The organism is Idiomarina sp. UBA4520 (genome assembly GCF_002388365.1).
Lineage (GTDB): Bacteria > Pseudomonadota > Gammaproteobacteria > Enterobacterales > Alteromonadaceae > Idiomarina > Idiomarina zobellii.
The window spans coordinates 19,231-44,782 of the sequence record NZ_DGMK01000021.1; the positions used below are offsets into that span (position 1 = coordinate 19,231).

Genomic DNA, 25,552 nt, shown 5'->3' on the forward strand with positions numbered 1-25,552 from the left:
GGGATGATCATTGAACGACGGGACCAAGTTTTAATTGGCTTTTTATCCCCGGCTTCCAACGCTTTCTCCACCTTATTTAGCAGGTGAAGGTCTATAAATGGACCTTTTTTAAGAGAACGTGGCATGTTTAATCCTCAACTCTTATTTGTTGCGACGACGTACGATGAACTTATCAGTACGCTTGTTCTTACGGGTTTTGTAGCCCTTGGTCGGCGTGCCCCATGGACTTACTGGGTGACGACCACCAGAAGTACGGCCTTCACCACCACCATGTGGGTGATCAACTGGGTTCATCGCCACACCACGTACGGTAGGACGAATACCACGCCAGCGGTTTGCACCGGCTTTACCCAATTGACGCAGCATGTGTTCTGCGTTACCAACTTCACCAAGAGTAGCGCGGCCTTCAGCTTGAACGCGACGCATTTCACCAGAACGTAGGCGAATGGTTACGTAAGCACCATCGCGCGCCAAGATTTGGCAATATGCACCAGCTGAACGAGCCATCTGCGCACCTTTACCAGGTTGTAATTCAACAGCGTGCACAACACTACCCACTGGGATATTACGCATTGGCAAAGTGTTACCTGGTTTAATAGGCGCATCTGAACCAGATTGAATGCGGTCACCCACTTTCAAGTTCTTAGGCGCTAAAATGTAACGGCGTTCACCGTCTGCATACAGAACCAAAGCAATGTTTGCTGAACGGTTCGGATCGTATTCAATACGCTCCACTTTTGCAGGAATGCCGTCTTTATTACGTTTAAAGTCGATAATACGGTAATGGTGCTTGTGACCACCGCCGATATGACGAACCGTAATACGACCGTTATTGTTACGACCACCAGACTTGCTGTTCTTTTCCAGCAATGGTGCGTAAGGCTTGCCTTTGTACAGATCCTGACCAACGACTTTTATCTTGTGGCGTTGACCCGGAGACGTAGGCTTACTTTTAACTACAGCCATGTTTATTCCTCCTGTTACTCAGCGCCGCCAGCGAAGTCAATGTCAGCACCTTCTTTCAAGGCAACATACGCTTTTTTCCAGTCGTTACGCTTTCCGAAACGGAAACCGGTACGCTTGGTTTTACCTTTAACTTTGACGGTACGTACGTTTTTGACTTCAACTTCAAAAAGTTTTTCGACAGCTGCTTTGATTTCGGCTTTTGTCGCATCAACAGCAACTTTGAATACAACAGTGTTGTTGCCTTCAGCAGTCATTGTCGACTTTTCCGAAACGTGAGGTGCTACAATCACATTAAGCAAACGTTCTTCGCGCATCATGATAACACCTCCTCAAGCTGCTTGACGGCGTCTGCAGTCATCAATACTTTTTCGAAAGCAATCAGACTGACAGGGTCGATACCCTGAACGTCACGCACGTCGACTTTATGCAAGTTGCGAGACGCTAAGAATAGGTTCTCATCAACTTCTTTGGTCACGATTAAAACGTCATTCATATCCATTTCTTTAAGCTTCGCAGCCAGTTGCTTCGTTTTTGGCGCTTCAACACCAAACTTCTCAACAACGACCAAACGCTCTTGGCGAATGAGCTCTGAAAGGATGCTTTTAATCGCACCACGGTACATTTTCTTGTTAACTTTCTGGGTGTGATTTTGCGGTTTAGCCGCAAACGTTGCACCACCAGAACGCCAGATTGGACTACGGATAGTACCCGCACGAGCACGACCAGTCCCTTTTTGACGCCAAGGTTTCTTACCGCCACCTGCTACTTCAGAACGAGTCTTCTGAGCTTTAGTGCCCTGACGAGCACCTGCAGCGTATGCTACAACTACTTGATGGACAAGGGCTTCATTAAACTCACGTCCAAAGGTAGCTTCGGAAACCTCAAGACCGCCTTTTGCGTCTTTCAATGTTAATTCCATCACTATTCTCCTCAGACGTTATGCCTTGACCGCAGGTTTAACGATAACATCACCACCGGTTGCTCCCGGTACCGCACCTTTTATTAATAAAAGATTGCGCTCTGCATCAACTCGAACGAGTTCAAGTGATTGCGTAGTGACTTGTTCATTACCCATTTGGCCAGCCATTTTTTTGCCTTTGAATACTTTACCAGGCGACTGGTTTTGACCGATTGAACCCGGCGCACGGTGAGCCAATGAGTTACCGTGAGTAGCGTCCTGGGTACGGAAGTTCCAGCGCTTAACAGCACCAGCAAAACCTTTACCTTTTGAAGTACCAGTAACGTCTACTTTCTTAACTTCTGCCAAAACTTCAACAGTCAGTTCTGCGCCAACTGCGTAGTCTTCGCCTTCGCCATTTTCCAGGCGGAATTCCCAAAGACCACGACCTGCCTCAGTACCAGCTTTAGCGAAGTGACCCGCTAAAGGCTTGGTTACGCGGCTTGCTTTCTTCTCGCCTGTGGTCACTTGAAGGGCACGATAACCGTCTGTTTCCTCAGATTTAATCTGAGTCACACGGTTCGCCAGCACTTCGATCACAGTAACAGGAACAGAAGCGCCGTCTTCCTGGAAGACACGCGTCATTCCTACTTTACGACCGACTAGACCTATAGCCATTGTTAAAACCTCTCGTGTGTAATCCTATTACTGCCCACTTAACCCAAGCTGATTTGTACATCAACACCAGCTGCCAAATCTAAACGCATAAGCGCGTCTACGGTTTTGTCAGTTGGGTCCATGATGTCAATCAGACGCTTGTGGGTGCGGATTTCGTACTGGTCACGCGCGTCTTTATTCACGTGTGGGGAAGTCAGCACGGTGAAGCGTTCTTTCCGTGTTGGCAGTGGGATAGGACCACGTACCTGAGCACCAGTGCGTTTTGCAGTTTCTACGATCTCTGCAGTCGACTGGTCGATCAGACGGTGATCGAACGCTTTCAAACGAATCCGAATTCTTTGATTAGCCATAAATAAATCAAAGCCTCAATAAAAAAGAGCATTTAAAAAAGAGCACAGAAAACCGCAACCTCCCTGGCACATACCGGGGGTGCGATATTCTACGTCAACCGTTCAGTCCCCAATCGGGACTGTTGTCGAACCCCAATAAATAAAAAGCTTTCGCTAAAAATTCATGGAGTGGCCGCGAATTATACGGATTCGCGGCCTTGTGTCAAGACTTAAAAGCTCTTAATTAGTGTCCTTCAGCGTAATCTTCGACCGCTTTCCAAACACGCATTAAGTTTTCGCCGAGAATCATTTGTATTTCTTTCTCAGAGTAACCACGATCAAGCAGTCCCTGAACCAGGTTTGGGTAGTCTGAAACATCTTTTAATCCAACCGGGAGAGAGTCCCCTACTCCATCGTAATCAGAGCCCACCCCAATGTGTTCAACACCAATAAGCGCTTTTACATGGTCAATATGGTCCAGTACCGTTTCCAGTGTTGCGAACGGATACGGGTTATTTGCTTCAATGTCAGCGATGCGACGCTTCGCTTCTTCGCTATCGGCTCCATACTGCTCTTTCACGGCGCTAATACGTTTTTTCATCATGTCGCGGTAGCGGTTAGCCTGTTCCGCAAGAAATGACGAGCCAAAGTTAATTTGAATCACACCTTCATTTTCAGCCAAAGCTTTAAGCATGTCGTCGCTCATATTACGCTCAAAACCTGGTGTGTACTTACGTAACGATGAGTGAGAGGCAATAACAGGCACTTCACTAATTTCAACAGCCTGGTAAAACGCATCGTCTGAAATGTGAGAGACATCAACCATCACCCCCACTTTGTTCATTTCTTTGACGAGCTTCTTACCAAAAGGACTTAAACCATCCCATTGGCGGCGTATGTCGTACGATGAGTCTGAAATGTGGTTTGACAGCGAGTGAGCTAACGTAATGTAGCGAATACCACGCTCATAGAACATGTGTAGGTTATCCAAGTCACCTTCTATGGGGGTTCCGTTTTCCATGCCCAGCGCTATCGACATTAAGCCTTTTTCCTTATTCGCACGAATATCGTCAGTGCTATATGCCATCGCAAATTTATCAGGGGCACGCGCAACCAATGCTTCCATGCCATCGATCAATTCATGTGCCAACTGAACACTGCCACCACTTTCTTCATAAGAGGCTGGTATATAAATGGACATAAATGGCGCATCGAGGCCACCTTCTACCGCTCTTGGGTAATCGAAATCACCGTCCTTGGTTGCAACGGATACGTCGTCCCATTTGTCACGGATGCGATACGGAACATCAATATGCGTATCCACGAGCAAATACTCATGCGCTAAATTGATTGCTTTTTCAGAAGCTTGATATTGGGTTTCTTGTTCGTTCGATGATGATTGGCTGGCCGTTGCACAACCGGTTACAGCAACCAAAATGGATGCGGCAAGTAATGACTTTAACATGCGTATTCCTCATTATTGTTTTTAGAGATACACGCAGATTAGCAAAAGTCTAACCTTGTCGCATCATTGATGCGCTCAATCCCATTGCAGCTCCGATAATTAACGTACCTATTACCGGAGCTGCTAACCAGCCAACCCACCAGGGCTCAAAGATAATCATGCTTCACCCTACTGAATTTGCTTGGCTTTATTGTCTTCCGGAAGCTCTTCTTTAGACGACTCAGCAACCACAGTTGTCTCTAAAGAAAATGCTTCTGCCGCCCACTCTTGTAGTGACGCTACCGCCGAGTTTTTAATTAACTGCAAACTCTCTACTGTCATTTGAGTGACTTGCGTTTGTACCTCTTCCGACAAAGACATCTCCTGCTTGTCTGAAGCAAAAGCTGATGAACTGAACAACATAACACCACTGACTGCACCGATAATTAACGCTTTCATGAGGTTCTCCTTTGATTTAGTCATTGCGTTAGTTAAGTCGCTAAAACTAATTCAAAGGTTGTGCCAATTTTATAAGCTTTTGTTTTTAATTAGTTTATTTATATTTTGGCGCTTTAGAGATGAAAAGGAAGTGGTGAGAATCACCACTTATTAGTGAGTTTCCAAATGAGGTTTAAGCTTTTATGTCATTAATTCGCTTATCGGTTTTTTGTGATCATTTTTAAAGTCCAGGGCGCCCTTTAAAAGGGACTCGCCGCTTTGTGCTTTGGGGCCTTTAATGCTCAAATACTGCCGCCAACGCTTGCCCCCGGGAAGCCCCTGAAAAAGCCCAAGCATATGCCTGACAACATGCCAAGCTCTACCGCCGCTGGCAATATGCTTGTTAACGTAAGGGATCATTGCTTCGACGACCTCCTCACGGGAAACTGAGTTCGCCACGCAACCGAGAGTTTCGTCAAAAGACGTTAATAGCCAAGGGTTTTGGTAAGCCGCTCTGCCAACCATCACGCCATGGACATTCCGTAAATGGTTAACAATGCTTTCCGTTGTTTTAATACCGCCATTTATTGCAACAGGAAAGCCTTTATAGCGCTCCTGAGCTTTATAAACCCGGTCATACTGCAGCTCCGGAATATCTCTGTTTTCTTTCGGGCTAAGTCCCTGAAGCCAGGCTTTTCGAGCATGCAGGGTCAGTTGGTCAACTCCAGCGTCCACAACAGAGTCAGTGAACGCATAAAGGAAGTCATCGCTGTCATAGTCGTCAATACCCAACCGAGTTTTGACGGTTACCGGAATATCGACTGCTTTTTTCATGGCTTTTACACAGTCTGCGACAGCTGCAGGCTCTGCCATTAAACAAGCACCAAAGCTACCATTTTGAACACGATCAGATGGACAGCCCACATTAATATTAACTTCATTGTAGCCACGCTCTTGAGCTAAAGCTGCGCATCGAGCCATATCTTCAGGATTACAGCCGCCAAGTTGCAGAGCCACGGGATTCTCTTCTTCGTTATAAGCTAAGAAGTCCTGTTTACCGTGTATAATTGCGCCTGTTGTCACCATTTCAGTATAAAGCAAGGTTTCTTTCGTGAGTAAACGATGAAAGTAACGGCAATGACGATCGGTCCAATCCAGCATCGGAGCCACTGATAATCTGTAATTGTAAGCTGTTGCCACTGCCGGTATTCCTTATTTACTACTGTCAAACTGAGCGCCCTATTCTATCGTAAACCACGGCTTATATCAGCACAGAAATTAGTAAGGATGAGTCGTGTCCAGACTTAAGGTAAAAGCCTTTCACTTAACCACAAAACTCACTACAATGGCTTTAACTTTTTTTAAATATCCAGGCTAATGACTCGTCAAGAAGCGCAACGACTAATTCGAAAAGCTGAAGTTCTTTGTCAAAAACGAGGAGCAAGGCTAACCACCGCCCGACGTGAGGTTTTCACTATTTTAGCCGAACAGTCCGGAGCCATTGGTGCCTATGACTTACTCGACCAACTTCGGGAAGTGATACCCAACGCCAAACCTCCAACCATTTACAGAGCGTTAGACTTTCTTCAGGAACAAGGTTTTGTTCACAAAATAACGTCGTCTAACAGCTTTGTTCTCTGTACGCATTTCGATCATCAACACCCAGTGCAAATGCTTATTTGTGACTCTTGCGGTGATGTTCAGGAAATTCAATCTGAAGGGGTATACGACGAGCTAAAGCACCAGGCCGAAGCTCAAGGGTTTAAGGTTGAACAGCAAACAATAGAAGCACATGGCTTGTGCACTAAATGCCATTAAAATAAAAACTAAACAGGTCTTTACTATGAAGTTATATCTATATGCGCTAACGGCGACGGTTTTATTGGCGACTAGCCAAGCAAGCCATGCTCAGGCATTTGAAGATAAGTTTCGTCAGCTGAATGACGATAAATTTCGCAGTCCGAACGTTTATCGCACAGCTTCTGGTGCTCCGGGGCACGAGTATTGGCAGCAAGAAGCTGACTATCATATAAAAGTACAGTTGGATGATGAGAATCAGAGCATTACTGCTCAAAGTACCATCACCTACACCAATAACTCACCTGATACTTTGCGCTATTTGTGGGTTCAGCTTGACCAAAACCGGTTCCGCAAAGACTCCATAGGCCCCCAGTCAGACAGCACCAGCAAGCCTGAGCGAATTAGCTTTTCCCGTATGGAAAGCATGATGACCCAGGAAAGTTTTCCAGCAGGGTACGAGCTGACAGAAATTAGCTATGACAACGGTGAGCCACTCTCTCATTATGTCAACGATACAATGCTGCGTTTGGACTTAGACGAGCCGTTAGAAAGTAGTGAAAGCGTCACTTTTAATATCAACTGGGCTTTTAACATCATCGAAGCCGACGTGCTCGGTGGTCGTGGTGGTTACGAGTATTTCGAAGACGATGGTAACTACCTGTATGAAATGGCACAGTGGTTCCCTCGCATGGCCGCTTACTACGATGTTGAAGGCTGGCAGAATAAACAATTTGTTGGCAACGGTGAGTTTGCACTAGAGTTTGGTGACTACCGTGTTGAAATTACCGTTCCTGCCGACCATGTTGTCGCATCAACCGGCGTTCTACAAAATCCGAATGAGGTGCTAACTTCGACCCAGCGTCAGCGTTTAGAGCTAGCCCGTAATTCAGATGAGCCTGTCAAAATAGTTACTCAAGAAGAAGCTTTAGAGAACGAAAAGGAAGGCACAGACGACACCAAAACCTGGGTTTTCGAAGCCGACAAAGTGCGCGACTTTGCCTGGGCTTCTTCTCGCAAATTTATTTGGGATGCACAGGGCTATAAAAAGAATGACACTGATGTCATGGCAATGTCATTTTATCCTGAAGAAGGGAACCCGCTTTGGGAGCGCTATTCGACAGCATCGATTATTCATACCATTGAACATTACAACGACTATAGCTTTGACTATCCATACCCGGTCGCTATTTCTGTAAATGGACCAGTCGGTGGTATGGAGTACCCAATGATAACCTTCAACGGGCCTCGTCCTTACGTCGATGAAGAATCCGGAGAGAAATACTATTCAGCGCGTACTAAGTACGGGCTCATTTCAGTTATCATTCATGAAATTGGTCATATTTATTTCCCAATGATAGTGAATACCGACGAACGTCAGTGGACTTGGATGGACGAAGGTATTAATACTTACCTACAGTTCCTGGCTGAACAAAAGTGGGAAAAAGACTACCCGTCCTGGCGGGGTGAGCCGCGCAATATTACCCGTTATATGGCAAGCGCTAACCAAATGCCAATAATGACCAACTCAGAGTCGATACTCCAATTCGGCAATAACGCCTACGGTAAGCCTGCAACTGCTCTCAATATTTTGCGTGAAACCATTGTCGGCCGCGAATTGTTTGATTTCGCATTCCGTGAGTACGCTCACCGTTGGAAGTTCAAACGCCCAACCCCAGAGGATTTATTCAGAACATTAGAAGATGCCTCTGGCGTTGATTTGGACTGGTTCTGGCGCGGCTGGTTTTATTCTACTGACCATGTAGATATTTCGTTGGATAAAGTGCATTTACTGACAATAAACACGCAAGACCCTGAAGTGGAAAAAGCGTGGCAGCGGGAGCAAAAAGAACAAGAGCCAACTTCGTTAACAACGAAGCGTAATGCCGATGTCAATTATAAAATTCATCAGCAGCCCCACCTGGCCGACTTCTATAACGAGAATGACGAGTTTACCGTCACGAATGCCGATAGAAACGAATACAACGAGCTGTTAAAAGGACTGAACGAAGAGCAAAAAGCAATGCTCGAAAATGGCAGTAACTTCTATGTGCTCGACTTTTCGAATATCGGCGGCTTGGTTATGCCTATTTTGCTCGACTTGCACTATGAAGATGGCAGTAAAGAACATGTTCGTATTCCAGCGGAGATATGGCGCCGCTCTCCAGAGCAGGTTAGTAAGCTATTAATACGCGATAAAACCTTAACTCAGGTAGTCATTGACCCGAACTGGGAAACTGCCGACGTCGATACGACCAATAACTACTGGCCGGCACGTGCCGTTCCATCAAGAATTGAACTGTTCAAGCGCGACGACCGTAAAGACAGTTTAATGGAGCGTTATGATGAGAAGTTGAAGTCAGACGATGAAAGTTAAAGTTTTCGCCCTAGTAATCGGTGTTGTGCTGACGCTTCCTGCGTTAGCACATCGCTATTTTTTTGGACTAACCGAGATAAGCAGTAACCAAAACACCGGAGCCGTTGAGTTTGTTCATCAGTATACGTTACATGACGTTCAGCATGCGCTTAGCAAGTTAACAGGCGAGCGGTTTAGTCTAGATCAAGAAAACGCAGAGGCTGTGTTACAGCAATGGGTCACGGATAACTTCTCAGTCAAAAACACCAAAAGCGAAGAAGCGAGCCTGAAGTGGGTTGGTTTTGAAGCCGACTATCAGAAAATATGGGTCTACCAAGAGCTACCTAAGCAAAAAAATCTGTGCGGATGGGAAGTCTCTAATACCCTGTTATTCGACAGTTTTTCCGCGCAAGTGAATACTGTCAACGTTGTTGATAGGTACGGTAACCGTAGCCTGATATTAACGGATGAAAACAGAACTGATATCATTAACTGCCAGAAAGACAGTAAGGAATAAATAATGAATGCCGAGTTTGTAAACCCATTTCTTCAAGCGTTGCAAAATGTCTTGTCGATGATGGCTCAAATGGAATTGAAACCTGGGAAGGCTCAGTTAAAAAAAGATGAGTATGCCCGTGGCGATGTATCGGGGATTATCGGCATGGTCGGTCCTCAAGTTAAGGGATCTTTTTCGATTTCTTTTGAAGAGAACCTCGCTTGCGAAATCATGAATAAGATGCTCGGCGAGCTGCCTGACAGTATAAACGAAGACGTCTGCGACATGGTGGGTGAAATTACCAATATGGTGACAGGTGGCGCTAAGAAGACCTTAGGTGAAAACGGATACGACTTTGATATGGCAACGCCGATAGTCGTGTCAGGAAAAGACCACACTATTTCACATAAGTCTGAAGGCTCGAAACTTATAATGCCGTTCAACCACGTTGCCGGCAAAGCCTACATCGAAATTTGCTTCGACAAAATAAAGTAACGCAGAACGACGACTAATATCGGTCGTCGTCTGCAGCACGGGCATAATTGTCGAACCTCGATAAGTGCCCGTGGAATTTCAAATCGACCTTCCCGATAGGTCCGTTACGCTGCTTACCAATAATAATTTCGGCCATACCTTTTTCAGCAGAATCAGGGTGATACACCTCATCTCGGTAAATAAACATAATAACGTCCGCATCCTGCTCTATTGAGCCGGACTCACGCAAGTCCGAATTAACCGGACGCTTATCTGAGCGTTGTTCTAGTGAGCGGTTTAGCTGTGACAATGCAACGACCGGTACCTCTAACTCTTTCGCTAAAGACTTTAATGACCTCGATATTTCCGCAATTTCAAGCGTTCGGTTTTCAGACATACCCGGGACAGTCATAAGCTGAAGGTAATCGACCATGATCATAGAAAGCCCTTTATGCTCCCTATGAACACGACGCGCACGAGACCTGACTTCCGTCGGCGTTAATCCCGATGAGTCATCAATATAGATATTATTTCTATCGTTAAGCATATTCATGACCGACGCTATTCTGGCCCAGTCATCATCTTCCAGTTTACCCGTTCTCACTTTGTTCTGATCAACGCGGCTTAACGACGCTAACATACGCATCATCAGCTGCTCTGCAGGCATCTCTAAGCTAAATACCAGTACTGGCTTATCGTCATTAAGTGCAATGTTCTCGGCCAAGTTCATGGCAAAGGTCGTTTTACCCATCGACGGGCGGGCAGCAACGATAACCAAGTCAGACGGCTGTAAACCTGCCGTCATTTGGTCCAAATCTGTAAAGCCAGTCGAAACACCGGTCACACCATTGTTGTTCTTGAGCTTACTGAGTTGCTCTATTTTTCCTACAGTACGCTCAAGAATCTGATTAATACCTTGTGGCCCTTCGCTTGAGCTTACTCGTTTTTCCGCAATTTTAAACACTTTAGATTCGGCGAGATCCAATAACTCGGCACTGCTTCTGCCCTGGGTGTCATAACCCGACTCGGCAATGTCATTAGCCGCCCCTATCATTTCGCGCAGAATTGCGCGCTCTCTGACAATATTGGCATAAGCAAGTATATTCGCAGCACTCGGAGTGTTCTTGGCGATTTCACCAAGATAGGCGAACCCCCCAATCTGCTCTAGCTCACCGGCTGTTTCTAAAGACTCAGAGACCGTTACAAGATCCATAGGCTGGCTGCGCTGCGCCAGCTCATTCATTGCTTTGAATATTAAGCGATGCGCGCGATGGTAGAAATCTTCCGAAATGACGCTGCCGGCAACACTGTCCCATGCGTCGTTATCAAGCATAAGGCCGCCTAAAACCGACTGCTCAGCCTCTATGGAATGAGGCGCAGAGCGCAGTGCTTCCACCGATGCATCACGTTTTCTTGCTGTTTCTGCCATCCGAAAAACCTAAGATAGGAAATAAAAAAGAGGGGAGTACTATACAAAATCCCCTCTTAATTAGAAAGCAAGTTTGCCGATGAAACTAGTCTTTGCTTAACGTTATTTCACCGCTGACTGTTGTGGCAGAGACATCCGCCGTTGCATCGCCGAGTTTAAATTCTAATGTTGATGATGGACCCCATTCAGCTTTTTCTACTTTCTCATCGGTTAAACGATTAGTGATTTTTCCACCCGCGTTTGATTTGATGGAGAAATTAGCATGTAAGTCACCCCGCCATTCAAAGTCTAAGTCGCCACTGACTGACTTGGCTTCGACTCGAGCAGACTCTGCCAGTCCTGAGGTCAACTGTGCATCGCCGCTCACGGTTGTCATTTTAGCGTGACTTAAAATGCCAAGTGTTGCGTTAATATCACCCGAGACAGACTGCATAGTAATGTCTGACAGACTATCAGATTCGACAATGATATCGCCGCTAACCGCCTGATAGGAGCCTTCAGCAGACGTATTTTCCGTATCCGTTATGTCTCCGCTGACTGTCTCGAAACTGCCGTTACCACTCGCTCGTTTTGAATTAATATTGCCACTCACCGTTTTCAGATGTATTAACCCACTAATGTCACTAACACTGATATTTCCACTCACCAGACGCACATCGAAATCGTTGGTAAAACCAGCAGCCAATACATCCATAGATACACCTTTAACATCGATATCCATTGACTCTGGTGCATACACTTTTAAATCTGATCCGTCTGAATCAGACGAAGAGAAACTAAAGCCTTTATTTTGAGGGGTTTTAACCTCTACATATAGGGTGTTCCCCCGTTTCTCAAAGATAAACTCTTCAGCTTCTTCATCAAGTGTTCCTACAACTCTTACACTGTCAGTTTCAGAGGTAATGAGCTCCAGCTTTCCTCGCATATTATCAATAGACAGTCTACTGGTTGGCGAAACCTCAAGCTCCTTGTCGACTTTGTCTTGTGCCAGAGCTGATGAAGTTATCAAAAGCAAAGCACTGGTTAATAGAGTTATTAATGTTTTCATGTCATTCTCCCGGTTAAATTTCTTTCAGTTGTTGACTCTGAGGCTAATATGACTGGCTCAGTAAAATTAACTTCCTGCTGAAAAGCTTTACATAAGGTATACCGAAGGCAAAAAAAAAGCTGCCCGGAGGCAGCTTTTTTTAATCGGTTAGTTGCCGAAATTACTCAGCAGCAACAACTTTCAAAGTGATGTTCGCAAATACATCTGCATGCAGGTGCAATTCAATGTCAAATTCACCAACTTCACGGATAGTTCCGTGAGGCATTAACACTTCGCTCTTCTTCACTTCAACGCCTGCTGCAGTTACTGCATCAGCGATGTCGCGAGTACCGATAGAGCCGAATAGTTTGCCTTCATCACCCGCTTTAGATTCGATAACAACTGCATCTAACGCATTAACTTTTTCAGCACGCGCTTCAGCTTCTGCTAAGTGCTCAGCTAATTTGGCTTCGTACTCAGCACGGCGCTGTTCGAACAGCTCGATGTTGCTTTTAGTTGCAGGTACTGCTTTTCCTTGTGGGAAAAGGAAGTTACGTGCATAACCAGATTTTACGCTTACTTGATCGCCAAGGCTTCCCAAGTTAGCAATTTTGTCTAATAAAATGATATTCATTTTCTCGCTACCTCTACTTTTGGTAATCGAACCGCGCTAGCTTACTGATGTGAATCAGTATAAGGCAGCAGTGACAAATAACGAGCACGCTTGATAGCGCGCGCTAACTGACGCTGATACTTAGCAGATGTTCCAGTAATACGGCTAGGAACGATTTTACCGGTTTCGGTAATGTAGTTCTTAAGCGTAGCGATGTCTTTGTAATCAATTTCTTTTACGCCGTCTGCTTTAAAGCGGCAGAACTTACGGCGACGGAAAAAACGAGCCATGATGGTCTCCTTAAATCAATTCTAGATGCTGAGCGTGAAGTACGAGACGCGGCGTACCGCTATTGTCTTCGTGTCTGTGCAGAAAGCCTTCTGCTAAGACTTCACAACCCACCGTCAATTTTTGTAACCAGTGTTGTAACCCTTCACCACTTAAAACGACTTGAATTCGCACATAAGACTGGCGACTCATACCCGCTTCGGGTTGCATCGACCGATGCTCAATAACTAACTGCAAATGTTCTATGCCTGATGGGCTAGTTTCCAGCTTTGCAGCTTTGCTTAAAGTTCCGGTTAAATGCAGTCGATTCATAGTGAATAGTCAGCTTGCTTTACGCAGCTTCACTGTCACCTTTGCGATCTTCCTTCGGCTTAGTCAGCGGCGAAGGTTCAGTAATCGCTTCTTTCTTACGCATGATCATGTTGCGTAATACTGCATCGTTAAAACGGAATGCAGTTTCAAGCTCTTCCACAACCTCTGCAGACGCTTCAACGTTCAAAAGAACATAGTGCGCTTTGTGCAGTTTGTTGATTGGGTAAGCCAATTGACGACGGCCCCAGTCTTCTAAACGATGGATTTGACCACCACCTTGCTTGATCGTTTCGCTATAGCGCTCGATCATGCCAGGTACTTGCTCGCTTTGGTCCGGGTGGACCATAAATACGATTTCGTAATGACGCATTACAGTTTCCTTTTGGTTCGTATAGCCTCGGTTCAGCTCAGCCGCACTGACATAGAAGCAAGGAACTCAACTAGTAGTTAATACAATGGCTGATTTAAGCCGCGCGATACTATCAAAAAAAAGCGCTGACCGCAACTTAGTCAGCGTCTTTATGAGCTTTTTCAATACGCGAGCTTAGGAGGGAGACGAGGCGGTCCGCTAATTCATTTGCAACGGCTTTCTCACCGCGAACGATTAAATGATCAGCCGCGCTGCCTTCTTTAAATACCGAGGCATCCAATTGAATACTGGTGTCGTCTTCTGTGACTTTCGTCTGAACTTGCCACTGCGACTCTTTCTCTTTAACAACATGCCATTCGTGCCTTACCTTTAAGCGGTTTTTAATGTCGATAACCAACTCTTCTGCAGCACGACTGTCTGCCTGTTCTACATTAAATGAGAACGACACAAAAGGTTTTGTTGAGCGCATCCACTCAGGACTATCCCAGTTTGGCGTCCAACTGATAAACAACACGGCAATCATTGCCAGAGCGATACCTACAGGTATCAGTTTTCGCTTAAGCTCCACTGCGCTGCCTCACCACTTCGAACAGACAAACACCACTAGCCACTGAAACATTTAAGCTGCTGACACTACCACTTAACGGTATTGAAACAAGCTCGTCACAAGTTTCGCGAGTCATGCGTCGCATGCCTTTTCCCTCGGCTCCCATCACTAAAGCTACGGGGCCTCTGTAATCAATATCATATAAAGACTGGGTGGCTTCGCCAGCGGTGCCGTAAACCCAAACACCTTTTTCCTGAAGGTCCCGCAGAGTTCTCGCCAAGTTAGTAACAACCACTAAAGGAACCTGCTCCGCAGCACCAGAGGCGACTTTTCTTACTGTCGGTGTAATTTGCGCAGACTTGTCCTTAGGCACAATCACCCCAGTAACACCTGCAGCATCAGCAGTTCTCAGGCACGCCCCTAAATTATGAGGATCTGTCACACCGTCCAGCACTAAAAATAGCGCTGGTGCTTCCGAGCCGTCCAGAAGCTGAGCCAGGTCATGCTCTGTTAATGTCGGCGGCGAATGCACAGTTGCAACAACACCTTGATGGTTACCACCTTCAGCGCGTTTTTCCAACGCTTGCTTCGGCACCCATTGCGGTCGAATGCCAGCGGTATAACACTCATTAACAATTTCTTTAACCGACTCGTCCTGACGTTCTTTCGACACGTAAAGCTCGACTAATCGGTCGGGGTGGTTTTTCAAAATTGCCTTAACGGCATGCAAACCAAAAACGGTAACTTTCTGACTCATTGTTTATTTCCGGTTTTTATTGCGAGAGCCCTTTTTACGCTGGCCTCCGCGCTTATTTTTTGAAGGCCGACTGCCCTTAGGTTTACCAGCCCCTTTCTTAGGCATATCACGTTTTTTACCACTTGGGCTTGTCGCTTCCAGTAAGCTCAAGTCAATTTTTCGATCGTCCAGATTCACGTCTTTCACTTTGACTTTAACACTGTCCCCCAAACGGAACACGCTATGACTATTTTCCCCTATCAGCATGCCTTTTTGCTGGTCGAAGTGATAATAATCGTTGTCTAAGTTGCTTATGTGAACAAGACCATCAATTTGATAGTCGCTCAACCTAATAAACAGGCCAAAGTTTGTGACTGAGGATATTACGCCTTCAAACTCCATGCCTATGTGATCAAGCATGAACTCACACTTCAGCCACTCATCGACTTGACGGGTCGCATCATCAGCACGACGCTCGGTCATAGAAGTATGCACGCCCAGTTCATCTAACTGTGTTTCTGAATACGACCAAGCACCAACTAAGCCTTTATCACTGCCATTTTGCTTGCGAACTATCGACTTAATGGCTCGATGCAAAATTAGATCAGGGTAACGGCGAATTGGCGATGTAAAGTGTGCGTATGATTTCAGTGCTAAACCGAAGTGCCCTTTGTTTTCCGGTTGATACACCGCTTGCTGCATTGAGCGCAGTAGCATGGTTTCTATCAACTCGTGATCCTGACGGTCTTTCACTTCTTCCAGCAGCTTCGCATAGTCTCTTGGGGTAGGTTCTTCTCCGCCCCCTAAGTTGAGACCGAGTTCACCAAGAAATGCTCGAAAGCTGGTTAGACGCTCGTCGCTCGGTGTCTCGTGAACACGGAATAAGGCGCCCACTTCCTTGTCAGATTCAATCAATTGAGCCGCTGCAACGTTCGCCATAATCATGCACTCTTCAATAATTTTATGTGCAACATGGCGTTTAACAGGCTCAATACGATCAATTTTACGTTGAGCGTTGAATATAAAGCGCGTTTCCTGGGTATCAAACTCAATAGCAGAACGACGCTTACGTGCAGCGCTTAACGCGTTATAGAGTTTTCTAAGTTCCTCTATGTTTTCAAGAACCGGTTCATACTGCTCTCGTAATGCTTTGTCGCCATCGAGAATGTCTTTAACTTTGTCATAAGTGAGTCGCGCATGGCTTTTCATAACAGCGGGGTAAAACTTCGACGTTTTTAACTTACCACGCGGCCCCAGCTCCATTTCAGCGACCATGCATAAACGATCAACGTCAGGGTTTAATGAGCACAGGCCATTTGACAGCTTCTCCGGCAGCATCGGAATAACGTTATTCGGGAAGTAAACAGAATTGCCACGTTCTGTCGCAGATTTATCGAGTACCGTATCCGGACGAACATAATAAGAAACGTCAGCAATAGCGACCCACAAGCGCCAGCCCTTTTCTTCAGGTATACAGCAAACCGCGTCATCAAAGTCACGAGAGTCTGCGCCATCGATAGTAATTAATGGCAATTCACGTAAATCGACACGACCTTCATAGGCTTCTTTCGGCACCTCTTCACTGTACTTTGACAGTTCACTGTCTATTCCCTCTGGCCACTCATTTGGGATATCGTGCTCACGTATGGCCACTTCAATTTCCATACCCGGTGCCATATGTTCACCCAATACTTCGGTAACATGGCCAATAGGGCTGGTACGACGACTGGGACGTCGGGTGATTTCAACAACCACTAACTGGCCATGGCGAGCGCCATTTTTGTCGGCATCTGGAATTAAAATATCCTGACTAATGCGGTTATCGTCGGGAACAACTATGCCCAGATCATGCTCAATAAAGTAACGACCAACGATATTGCGATCCCGCGGTTCCGTTACCCGAACAATGCGTCCTTCTGTTTTCCCTCGGTTGTCTTTACCACTTTTTTTAACTAAAACCCGGTCACCATGCAGGACTGAATACATTTGATGGTGCGGTATAAATAAATCCGGCCCGCCTTCATCAGGCTGACAAAAGCCAAAACCATCTTTGTGGCCAATAATACGGCCTTTAATTAAGTCCATGCGCTCGGGTATTCCGTAGGCATTGGCCTTACTGTATATCAGCTGCCCATCGCGCTCCATAGCACGCAAGCGTCGCTTTAAGCCAACCGCCTGACGTTCGTCATCGAGTTTGAAAACACGGATAAATTCCTCAAAAGGCACCGGCTTGCGGTTGTCTTTCACTAACTGAAGTAGCTGCTCTCGGCTTGGAATTTCAACTTCGTATTCGGGCACTGTTTTATTGTCTGACATAGAATCCTATTTACTGTTGTTCGGTTAAATTACCGATGCCCAACAGTATACGTGCTGTGGAAAGGATTGTCAGTGTTGGAAGAAAATAACCCGATATGACAGCCGTCAGACCGGGCTATTTGAGTGTTTTTTAGAGGGGAATTAAAGAGACTCTAGCTCTTTTTCCAGCTCTTTCATTGCTTTTTGAGTACGAAACTCTTCATAGAGCGCCGCTTTAGATTGTGGATCAAGCTGACGGTTTGACTCATCAACTAAAGTATCAAAAGTTTCACGAGTGTCTTCTTTCACAACTAAAGCACACAAATACTTTTTACCATCAATTTGCGCTAACGAAATTTCTTCCGGCGTTGAACCTTCTAGAGTTTCGCTGGAAACTTGTTTAGTGACCTGCTCAAATGTCGAACCAACATCACTTTTGCCTTCAGCCTGAAGCTTGCGGTTATATAACTTATCTAACACACTCGCCTTTATGCTGATTTGTTGCGCCATATCCGCTCGTGCAGCAGCCACAGCTTGTGGTCTATCTACGGCCATATTTCCTGACCAGTCTACACACGCTGATGAAGCTAGCCCTTTGTCCGATTTAGGAAGAAACACCCAAGCAGGCGCTGAGTCTTGAGGATTTCCGGTCACAGACTGCATCTGCTGATTTGCCTGTGCCGACGACTTTTGCTCTTCTGTTTGTTCCGGTTGAGAGGCACAAGCAGCTAATGCAAAGCACACCCCTATGGTAATCAAATGTTTTTTCATAATTATAAACCCAATGTTTTTTGATAATGAGCTTCACGCTCAGTGACTTTTGTTAAATAATTCTTGGTTTCCGATGCCGGCAAATAAGTCATTAAATGCTCGTACACTTGCTTCGGTGACATTTGGTTCGCAGCTCTACTCGCTCTCGTCAATGAAGTGGTATTCGTCATTGCCCGCGCCACATTTCCCGGTCCAGTATTATAAGCCGCAATTGCCATATAAAAGCGAGACTGAGTATTGCGAACATCTTTAAAATAGCGGTTTATCAACAAATGAAAATAAACGCTGCCAGCCTGTATATTTCTATTCGGATCAAACAGGTATTCAGGCGTTAGCAAGCGTTGTTGACCATGCAAAAAGCCAGTGATGTCTTTTCCTGCTGACGTAGGAACTATCTGCATTAAGCCAAAAGCAGGAATGTGAGAACGGGCCAGCGGGTTAAAGCTAGATTCAGTATGGATAACAGCTATAACTAACTCGGTTGGGAGCCCCCATTGACGCGCGTAAGTCTCTGCTGCCGGTAGTACTCGTTTTACGCGATCTGATACCGCAGCGTCTGGCATCTTGATAGTCACTGAGGCTCGTTTACCGGAGCGCTGTACTTTTTGCTGAGACAAGTCCTGCGCCTCGACCTTTCTGCCTAGCAAAGACTCAGATTTCTGTGGTTGCTTTTGAGAGCGGCTATTAACACTCATGCCCGCATTGATTAAGACAGGATCGGACTCAACAGCTTCTTGCGCAGAGGTCTCATTCAACCGTTTAACTTCAGCTTTCGCAGTGTTTAATACATCCGCGTCGTCAGAGTCATCCAAAACTTCCACTGTAATAGTGTTGTTTTCATAATCGACGATGGTTCGACGACTTTTGTCGTCCGAATATTCAACCCAGCGTTTTTTATCAGGGAGCTTAGCGTCATCCCACTTTTCAGCAACTTCCTTACGATACGCTTGCTCGGCTTCCCGCCAACGCTCAACAAACGCCTGAAATTCCTGCTCACGTTTATCCTGGAACTCCTGAAACTCAGTCTGCTGCTCTTTAAGGTACTGCTCAAATTCAGCATCGTCCTGTGCAACCGTACTAAAAACGCTGAGACTAAAAATAGCTAGATAAATCGTCGGCTTTTTCAGCATCTTCCCGCTCCTTTTGTTCTTCAGCATTCAGCTTTAATTGACGGCACTCCACTGAGTCGCAGCTACTGGTTAAGTCAATCACTGATTGCCAACGGCCATCAGAAAACCAAATTGATGACACTGCGTATTTTGCAGCATTCATGATCAATGCACTGTCATTAAGGTTAGTGTCTAAATAGCCTAGACGTTGCTCCTCGGGCGCCAGCTTCGCGATTAACGCCACTGCATCGGCAGAAGAATACGAGTGTGATAAAGCTTCTTTAAGAAAAGGCTTTATCTGTTCAAGCTCGCCCTGTTCGACCAAAAACCATGCTGCTCTTACCGATAAGCCGGCGATATTCAATGACCAATCACTGACTTGTGACTCCCCCGTACAATGCAGCCACCCGGACTCATTCCATGAGTTAAACTTCTCAATGTCTGCTCGAAGAAATGAAACCTCACCAGGCACGCTAAGGCCAACACGTTCACTCAGACGTTCTCTAACTTCGGCTCTAAGAGGTAAAGTCAATGCTGACCGACAAGCTTTTTGCCAGGCCTGGCTTGGTAATTTCGAGTCAGTTCGCACTCTAGCTTCGCCGTCTGAAATCTCTTTTTCAAACCGACTCAGCTCTGGTGGCTCTGAAGCTATAGCAAGCTGGGACAAAAGCCCCAGCGATGCAATAAACCACTTCATTATAGGTTATCTTCGTCAGACACCTTACCTGACGCCCCTTGAGGGTTCGCCGCTTCGTCGTTTTGGCCACCATAAACTCGAATATTCCGACCTGAATTGCTTGGATTAGCTGTACCGCCGGCTTCCATTTCGCGTTTAGCTTCGCGAGACACCGCTTCTAAAGAAGGAGAATAAACGGATACGGTATACATCCAATGACCATCTTCGCTCGCAAAGCTCCGGTTACTGACGCCCGGAGGCAGTTGACCTTTAGTGACAGCGCCATATTCATCAGACATTTTCAATTGATTAAGGAAGACAGTACGTTCGCTATCCAGTTTTTTTGCAGTTGTCGGATCTTCTAAGCGCGGATCACCGCCGTATTCAAACTGCTGATTTGACTCCACTTGATCTTCGCTGAAGCTGCCTTTCCAATAAACTTCATCGCCCTGCATAGTGCCAATAAGCGCGCTGTTTGCTCGGCTTTGTGACTGGCGTTTAGCCGCATCTTTCAGGCGTCTTGCAACACGCGGGTTATCGTTATCGCGAATAATTGCAGAGCCATAACCCATTAAAATAATTTCGCCGGTGTCAGCATGGGTTAGGATTTTCGCTCCCATTGGCGGCAAAACACCACTGTTAATATCTGCAACTACTTGCTTAAATACTTCATTCGGGTTTGTCGTTACGGCAACAGCGCCATGGCTGTCACGAATTTGCGCGCGTGTTTTAGGTGTTGAAATTAAGCTAACTCGAACTGTCTTTTCATCAACGTTGTCATAAACATCGAAAGTGACATAGCCAGATAAAGAGCCAGATACAGAGTCAATGCAATTCTCTTGCATAGTCGTTGATTCATTAGTAACCGAGTCAGAACCCGTTTGGATATCATCCAATACGGTTTGAACAGCGTTCTCACATTCCTGTTGAATGCCATTCATATTTTCAATAAGCTGCTTCTTCGCAATTAGCGCGGCTTGGTTGTATGCGCCACGCTTCGATAACAGCGTCGCATTCATATTGTCGTAGGTGTTATAACTAGAACTACCGATAGACAAAATCCCGGTTCCGCTGCCAACCTGAACTAAACGAATACCATCCTGGTTTTCATCTACAAGCTGTTGGTGAGCTGCTTTTACAGCCGTTTTCTCGTCTTTACCGACAACCACATTACCTTTAGTAACGACGTCGGCAGACTCCACATTTTCGCCAGGTCGGGCCGGAGTCATATCTGTTAAGTCAAAGTCTTGTGCAAATGTTGGCAACGCAGCCAATAACGCTAAAGTTAAGAGTGAACGTTTCATTATTTATTTTCCTTAATCAAACCGAATAGTAAATTCATTGTTTATTTGAGCTTTGGGCAGGCTTTGTGCTGCTATTGGTCGTACCGACTGATGCAGAGCAGCAACAAGTTCACCGGTTGCTCCGGCATATCGCAAACTGGCTTTGTAATAGTCCCCCTGACTATTCACAACTACGTCTTTCACACCGCCCAGTGTCGACAAAATAGAAGACAGTTTATCGGGCTGAGACAAGTAACGCGTATGTATAAAAATATCGCGAACCATGCCACCTTGTGCGACCACCTGATTAAACGACTTTTTCAGCGTTTTGCGCAGTGACTGCTGCTGTTCGGGAGTCGCCAGGTGCACATCAATAAGGTCGTGTTCGACCTGAGCACTTGTCGGCAACGACAATAAGCTTGGTTCATTTCGCCAAAGCCCGTATTGCTGACCCGATAAATCTTCTACCTTTACATTGAGCTGCAGTCGACTGTTAGCACCCCGTTCCCGAAGAACCGAGTCAGCTTTAATCACTAAATTAGCATGAGGGCTATATTCAATACCCTGCTCTGCAAGCCAGTCTTTCAGCAGGCTACTCAGTGGTTCCGGTGCTTGAACATTCACTCGCGGCGAACCAATAGCCATCAGCACATCATTCGCAGCCTGAGCAATAGGTTGCTTTTCCACCACAGCTTTAATTGTGACTTCAACGCCGTTATTAGGCAGTTCTCGACTGTTGAGCAAAGACCACTCTTTAACCAGTCCTTGCGACCTTGTATGTAATTGTTGAGAAATAACTTCGTTCACCGAGAACTCATCACCGCTCTCGCTCGACGACTCCTCGGTCGTTGAAAACTGAGTATTTTGCTGAGTCAGCCACATACCAACGACTTGTGAAACCGCACGTTTCAAGGCATCCATTTCAGCTTGGGTGCGTGCTGTGCGGCCGTTCTCGCTATCTGGCCACCCTTCGCCTATAACCGTCACTAACACATTCTCGGCTGCAGCATCCCAGTCACCGCCATCCGATTGTTCGCTCGATTTTGGCAAACTGCCTGTTTTTAAACGAACAGTGACACAAGTATCGCTGCCCTGAAGACGAGGAGCCGAAATATCAACAGGCATTTGCTGAATACTCATACCCTGCTGTTGCATGTCGCTCAATTTACGAACCCAGGATGACGTCTCCGTGTCGATATCTTCGCTTGAGGTTTGTTGCGCCAGCAACTTAGGGGACGATAAGAATTGCGCAACCTGCGACAAGGCATCCATTTTTGCCGACTCTATCGCAGGCGTTCCGCGCCCATAGGCGCAGGCTTCCGCTTCGAGACCGCGCATTGAGCTCAGAGAAATCTGAGCTAATGCGCTGCATGAAGCTACACTGGCTAGCACACCAAAACTAAGTGCTAGTTTCCTCATGTGCGAGACTCCAGGAATCCGGCCGGAGTACCAACTGAAACAGCGAAAATCTTAGTGCCATTTGACGGGCGATAGATTCCGTTCGCCGCTGAACGTTCCACTTGTTCAGCCAGGTCGCTATTCTTCCATACCGCTATTTCACCCACTGCACTGTTGCGAGAAGGGTTCACATTGGCCACGCCAATTGGCTCAACAAAGCCAGCTTCGTATTGAAAAATAATCATTGTCTCGTTGGGTAGTACACCGGCGTTCTGACCGCGGTCCAAACTCACCTGATTTCCTTTAATACCAAGGACCTGGGCCGTTGCTGGCATTTCAGAAAGCATACGTGTCAGCAAAATATCAATGCCACGAGACGTCATATCGTTAATCACCGCATTAACGTGCGCAGGGTCGTGGTAACGAAAGCCTGTTTCATAACGGTTATTCACCATGACGTATTTCAGCTCGTTACGCTCTCGCACATCTTCCGATTTAACACGAATCTTCCCTAAATTAGGGTAAGACATTAGCTCTCGTGTGAACGGGTTCAAAACAGCGGTTGTTAGCTCTAATGTGTAGTCCATCCAGCCGGTAATTGAGCCTTCACTTTTTACTGTGCGAAGAGTATCTAATTTGACAATAAAGTCAGGCTTTAGCGCTTTCTGGCTGCCAGCTCTTTCTGCTAAGGCCCTGGCTCCCTGCTGCTCCATGAAAATTTGTTTTTCTTGAGAAATAACATCGTCGTCACGCGTAATGATTCTGAAGCGGTTAATGCCCGCGAACTGATTCTCCAGCATAAATAGCAACTGCTTATCATCATACTCACGCAGAGCCTCTACGCCTTGACCTTCACCGCCCACATCGGTACCCGCAAAATACATACGAACGGTTGGTTTCTTAAGTGGACAGGCATCAGACTCAGTCGCTGGGTTAAACGTGCAGTTCTGCAGGCCTTGAGTATCGAAATACGCCGGTACTTTAATGTCTTCGCTATCAAAGTTATAAGCGCTACGTGCAACACTGGCATTTGACGCTCGGTTTGATACTTTCGCGGTTTGTGTTTGATCAGCTTGACGAGTCTGACAAGCACTTAGAGATAAAACAGCCAATGCTGTGATAGTGAGTTTCGTCACTAACTTCATAGTTCACTTCCTTTTTCAAAAAGCCAGTTTTGTATAGGGGTATCTAAAATAGCTCGCATTTGCTCCAGGGCATGGTTACGAGCTTGCTGGGTAGATGTTCCATTACCGACAACAGTAATATGCTCTTGCCGAAATACCCTAAAAGGTGAATGTGGTTGCGTTAATTCAACCATTAAGTCCAGTTTATGCTGGTGATTATTTTCTGATTGTCTTGTTCTGTGAGCAGGCTTCAGCTGCAACCATAAAACGGTTTCTGTCGCAGACGGTATTTGCTGATTAATAATTCCAACAAGGCTTTGCAAAGAGCTGTCAGCAATAACGCGAACACCATAGCGTTGCCATACCTTTGCAACAGCACTTAAATTCTCACGAAGTTTATTTTTAAGCGTGTCATTGGTAGCGCCTAAACCGGCCAAAGCTCTTTCAAGCCTTAATCCGTAGGCATTCGCCTCCCGGTACTTTAATGCCCAAAGCACCTTATCAACAGCAGGTGACTGAGCAGGAAAACTAAGCGTCGCTATCGGTGTAAGCTCATCCTCAAGAAAGCGAATCAGTTGCCTTTTACTGATAGTTGCCTGTACGTAGGTTACGCCTGATTTTTTATCAACAAACTGCTCACTCACGTTAACTTTATTTACATCGATTGAGAGTGTTTTACTGACAACTGACTGTTTAAAGTATTGGGATGTTTCTGCTTGTGTTTTTTCAAGAAAAGAAACGTTTTCAGCAGACATCGACTGACTGACCTGAGCAATAATTTCTGCTATTGCTGCGCGTTTTGCTTCAGAACTCGACGGACCGCTGCCAACAGCTGTCAGTTGCTCACTGGTATTTTCTGATTTGAAAATCCAGTCCGGCAGCTCTTGCGCGGTGATAGAAAAACTGAAGGTGGCCATAATTATGACCACCCAATAACGAATAGGCATTACCCTTTAGCTTCTAACTCGTCTTGAAGCGCATTAATGGCTTCAATGGTTTCTTGCTCTAGCGTAATAATTTCGTTGGCATCCGATGCTAAATCGATTTGATCTTTTGCGCGTAGAATAGCCAAGCCAAGGTTATTATCGGCGTTCTGTTCGTTACTGCTCATCCACCCTGACACCATACCTAAGCTGCCAGCTTTAGCGACAGTGGTAGAGTGCTCACTTAAAATGATAGCTGCTTGCGCTAATTGCACGGTGATGTCAGTCGCTAATTTAGTATTTTGCTCAGATACACCTTCGATTGCTGAATTGTAGGCTGCGAGCTTTGGACCAATTTTGTCATCTTCAGTCTCTGCTTTTTCGTCAAACGCAATAATCGCCGCTCTCAACTCTTCTTCAGACTTACCCTGATGAGCCGTCAAAAATGCTTGTACATCAACGTAGTTTTCCGTCTGAGTACGATACTCACCCATCACGTTGTATTGGCGCTCCAGGATAGAAGCACAGATATTTAAGAATTCATCGACACCCGGCTGAATTTCAACACGGTTAAACCCGAGCTCTTCCATTTGCACAGAAAGATCAGCAACGGCCTGGTTTCTGTCTAAAGTGGCGGCGTTTTCATTTGAAGTAGACATACACGCACTCAGTACAACAGCGGCTAGTGGTGCAACGATCCATTTTTTCATAATACTTTCCCTCAGAGGCTTTGAGCCAAATCAACATTTTTGTTACATAGGCTTAGTTAAGCCAT

29 protein-coding genes and 1 pseudogene are annotated in these 25,552 nt (G+C 45.9%); 4 read left to right on the forward strand and 26 right to left on the reverse strand.

The genetic code is table 11. The features are described 5' to 3' along the window. Positions 1–4: 4 nt before the first annotated feature. The 9 genes and pseudogenes from B3850_RS10210 to dusA all read right to left on the reverse strand — a co-directional run. Positions 5–125, reverse strand: a pseudogene (locus tag B3850_RS10210) (ribosomal protein S19 family protein); the annotation flags it as partial. Between the two features lie 16 nt (positions 126–141). Continuing rightward, on the reverse strand, positions 142–966 hold the full coding sequence (gene rplB, locus B3850_RS10215; protein ID WP_053954202.1) for a 50S ribosomal protein L2: 825 nt from the start codon (positions 964–966) through the stop codon (positions 142–144). Positions 967–980: 14 nt separating this feature from the next. Further along, on the reverse strand, positions 981–1,283 hold the full coding sequence (rplW, locus tag B3850_RS10220) for a 50S ribosomal protein L23 (protein ID WP_053954201.1): 303 nt from the start codon (positions 1,281–1,283) through the stop codon (positions 981–983). Then, entirely contained in the window at positions 1,280–1,885 is a 606-nt protein-coding gene (rplD, locus tag B3850_RS10225) for a 50S ribosomal protein L4 (protein ID WP_053954200.1), read from the reverse strand. The genes rplW and rplD overlap by 4 nt, the downstream gene beginning before the upstream one ends. Before the next feature lie 18 nt (positions 1,886–1,903). Continuing rightward, complete coding sequence (rplC, locus tag B3850_RS10230) at positions 1,904–2,542, reverse strand: 50S ribosomal protein L3 (RefSeq protein ID WP_053954199.1); 639 nt, start codon at positions 2,540–2,542, stop codon at positions 1,904–1,906. A gap of 38 nt (positions 2,543–2,580) precedes the next feature. Next, a complete protein-coding gene (gene rpsJ, locus B3850_RS10235; protein WP_053954198.1) occupies positions 2,581–2,892 on the reverse strand; it encodes a 30S ribosomal protein S10 in 312 nt (103 codons plus the stop codon). A 223-nt stretch (positions 2,893–3,115) separates the two neighbouring features. Next, positions 3,116–4,336, reverse strand: a complete 1,221-nt coding sequence (locus tag B3850_RS10240; RefSeq protein WP_058576140.1) for a dipeptidase — start codon at positions 4,334–4,336, stop codon at positions 3,116–3,118. A gap of 168 nt (positions 4,337–4,504) precedes the next feature. Then, positions 4,505–4,774 (reverse strand): hypothetical protein, encoded by a 270-nt coding sequence (locus B3850_RS10245; protein ID WP_286874812.1) that lies wholly within the window; start codon positions 4,772–4,774, stop codon positions 4,505–4,507. 180 nt (positions 4,775–4,954) lie between these two features. Further along, a complete protein-coding gene (gene dusA, locus B3850_RS10250) occupies positions 4,955–5,962 on the reverse strand; it encodes a tRNA dihydrouridine(20/20a) synthase DusA (RefSeq protein ID WP_414654260.1) in 1,008 nt (335 codons plus the stop codon). A gap of 168 nt (positions 5,963–6,130) precedes the next feature. On the opposite strand from dusA, the gene zur reads away from it, so the two are divergent. From zur to B3850_RS10270, 4 genes are read left to right on the forward strand one after another with little or no spacing between them, the layout of a single operon-like run. Then, a complete protein-coding gene (gene zur / locus B3850_RS10255) occupies positions 6,131–6,571 on the forward strand; it encodes a zinc uptake transcriptional repressor Zur (protein ID WP_053954195.1) in 441 nt (146 codons plus the stop codon). A 25-nt stretch (positions 6,572–6,596) separates the two neighbouring features. Continuing rightward, positions 6,597–8,927, forward strand: a complete 2,331-nt coding sequence (locus tag B3850_RS10260; protein ID WP_286911711.1) for a M1 family metallopeptidase — start codon at positions 6,597–6,599, stop codon at positions 8,925–8,927. Next, positions 8,917–9,423, forward strand: coding sequence for a DUF6702 family protein (locus tag B3850_RS10265; protein ID WP_286874816.1), 507 nt, complete (start codon positions 8,917–8,919; stop codon positions 9,421–9,423). Before B3850_RS10260 ends, B3850_RS10265 begins: the two co-directional genes overlap by 11 nt. Positions 9,424–9,426: 3 nt before the next feature. After that, complete coding sequence (locus tag B3850_RS10270; RefSeq protein ID WP_053954193.1) at positions 9,427–9,897, forward strand: chemotaxis protein CheX; 471 nt, start codon at positions 9,427–9,429, stop codon at positions 9,895–9,897. A gap of 13 nt (positions 9,898–9,910) precedes the next feature. On the opposite strand, the gene dnaB is transcribed toward B3850_RS10270, so the two are convergent. The 17 genes from dnaB to B3850_RS10355 all read right to left on the reverse strand — a co-directional run bounded on the left by dnaB (position 9,911) and on the right by B3850_RS10355 (position 25,487). Then, on the reverse strand, positions 9,911–11,305 hold the full coding sequence (gene dnaB / locus B3850_RS10275) for a replicative DNA helicase (protein WP_053954192.1): 1,395 nt from the start codon (positions 11,303–11,305) through the stop codon (positions 9,911–9,913). Positions 11,306–11,390: 85 nt separating this feature from the next. Beyond that, positions 11,391–12,353, reverse strand: a complete 963-nt coding sequence (locus tag B3850_RS10280) for a DUF4097 family beta strand repeat-containing protein (RefSeq protein ID WP_286874817.1) — start codon at positions 12,351–12,353, stop codon at positions 11,391–11,393. A gap of 160 nt (positions 12,354–12,513) precedes the next feature. Further along, positions 12,514–12,966, reverse strand: coding sequence for a 50S ribosomal protein L9 (rplI, locus tag B3850_RS10285; RefSeq protein WP_053954190.1), 453 nt, complete (start codon positions 12,964–12,966; stop codon positions 12,514–12,516). Between the two features lie 41 nt (positions 12,967–13,007). After that, complete coding sequence (rpsR, locus tag B3850_RS10290; RefSeq protein WP_011235166.1) at positions 13,008–13,235, reverse strand: 30S ribosomal protein S18; 228 nt, start codon at positions 13,233–13,235, stop codon at positions 13,008–13,010. Between the two features lie 10 nt (positions 13,236–13,245). After that, a complete protein-coding gene (priB, locus tag B3850_RS10295; RefSeq protein ID WP_053954189.1) occupies positions 13,246–13,545 on the reverse strand; it encodes a primosomal replication protein N in 300 nt (99 codons plus the stop codon). Between the two features lie 19 nt (positions 13,546–13,564). Beyond that, on the reverse strand, positions 13,565–13,915 hold the full coding sequence (rpsF, locus tag B3850_RS10300) for a 30S ribosomal protein S6 (protein WP_053954188.1): 351 nt from the start codon (positions 13,913–13,915) through the stop codon (positions 13,565–13,567). 136 nt (positions 13,916–14,051) lie between these two features. After that, the gene (locus tag B3850_RS10305) at positions 14,052–14,483 is read right to left on the reverse strand and encodes a signaling protein (RefSeq protein ID WP_286875829.1); all 432 of its coding nucleotides are present in this window, start codon (positions 14,481–14,483) and stop codon (positions 14,052–14,054) included. Further along, on the reverse strand, positions 14,473–15,219 hold the full coding sequence (gene rlmB / locus B3850_RS10310; RefSeq protein WP_053954186.1) for a 23S rRNA (guanosine(2251)-2'-O)-methyltransferase RlmB: 747 nt from the start codon (positions 15,217–15,219) through the stop codon (positions 14,473–14,475). Before rlmB ends, B3850_RS10305 begins: the two co-directional genes overlap by 11 nt. 3 nt (positions 15,220–15,222) lie before the next feature. After that, positions 15,223–17,514, reverse strand: a complete 2,292-nt coding sequence (rnr, locus tag B3850_RS10315; RefSeq protein WP_286875831.1) for a ribonuclease R — start codon at positions 17,512–17,514, stop codon at positions 15,223–15,225. Positions 17,515–17,655: 141 nt separating this feature from the next. Then, positions 17,656–18,264: a hypothetical protein gene (locus tag B3850_RS10320; protein WP_286911712.1), complete on the reverse strand. Its 609-nt coding sequence runs from the start codon at positions 18,262–18,264 to the stop codon at positions 17,656–17,658. Between the two features lie 2 nt (positions 18,265–18,266). After that, a complete protein-coding gene (locus B3850_RS10325) occupies positions 18,267–19,394 on the reverse strand; it encodes a murein transglycosylase domain-containing protein (RefSeq protein WP_058576134.1) in 1,128 nt (375 codons plus the stop codon). Next, positions 19,357–20,070 carry a hypothetical protein gene (locus B3850_RS10330; protein ID WP_053954180.1) on the reverse strand — a complete coding sequence of 238 codons (714 nt, stop codon included), beginning with the start codon at positions 20,068–20,070 and terminating at the stop codon, positions 19,357–19,359. Before B3850_RS10330 ends, B3850_RS10325 begins: the two co-directional genes overlap by 38 nt. Further along, positions 20,070–21,353 carry a hypothetical protein gene (locus B3850_RS10335; RefSeq protein WP_286911713.1) on the reverse strand — a complete coding sequence of 428 codons (1,284 nt, stop codon included), beginning with the start codon at positions 21,351–21,353 and terminating at the stop codon, positions 20,070–20,072. Before B3850_RS10335 ends, B3850_RS10330 begins: the two co-directional genes overlap by 1 nt. 12 nt (positions 21,354–21,365) lie before the next feature. After that, positions 21,366–22,751 carry a hypothetical protein gene (locus B3850_RS10340; RefSeq protein ID WP_286875839.1) on the reverse strand — a complete coding sequence of 462 codons (1,386 nt, stop codon included), beginning with the start codon at positions 22,749–22,751 and terminating at the stop codon, positions 21,366–21,368. Next, entirely contained in the window at positions 22,748–23,875 is a 1,128-nt protein-coding gene (locus B3850_RS10345; protein ID WP_286911714.1) for a hypothetical protein, read from the reverse strand. The genes B3850_RS10340 and B3850_RS10345 overlap by 4 nt, the downstream gene beginning before the upstream one ends. Continuing rightward, a complete protein-coding gene (locus tag B3850_RS10350) occupies positions 23,872–24,771 on the reverse strand; it encodes an LPP20 family lipoprotein (protein WP_286875843.1) in 900 nt (299 codons plus the stop codon). Before B3850_RS10350 ends, B3850_RS10345 begins: the two co-directional genes overlap by 4 nt. A 29-nt stretch (positions 24,772–24,800) precedes the next feature. Further along, a complete protein-coding gene (locus B3850_RS10355) occupies positions 24,801–25,487 on the reverse strand; it encodes a hypothetical protein (protein WP_058576128.1) in 687 nt (228 codons plus the stop codon). Positions 25,488–25,552 lie beyond the last annotated feature (65 nt).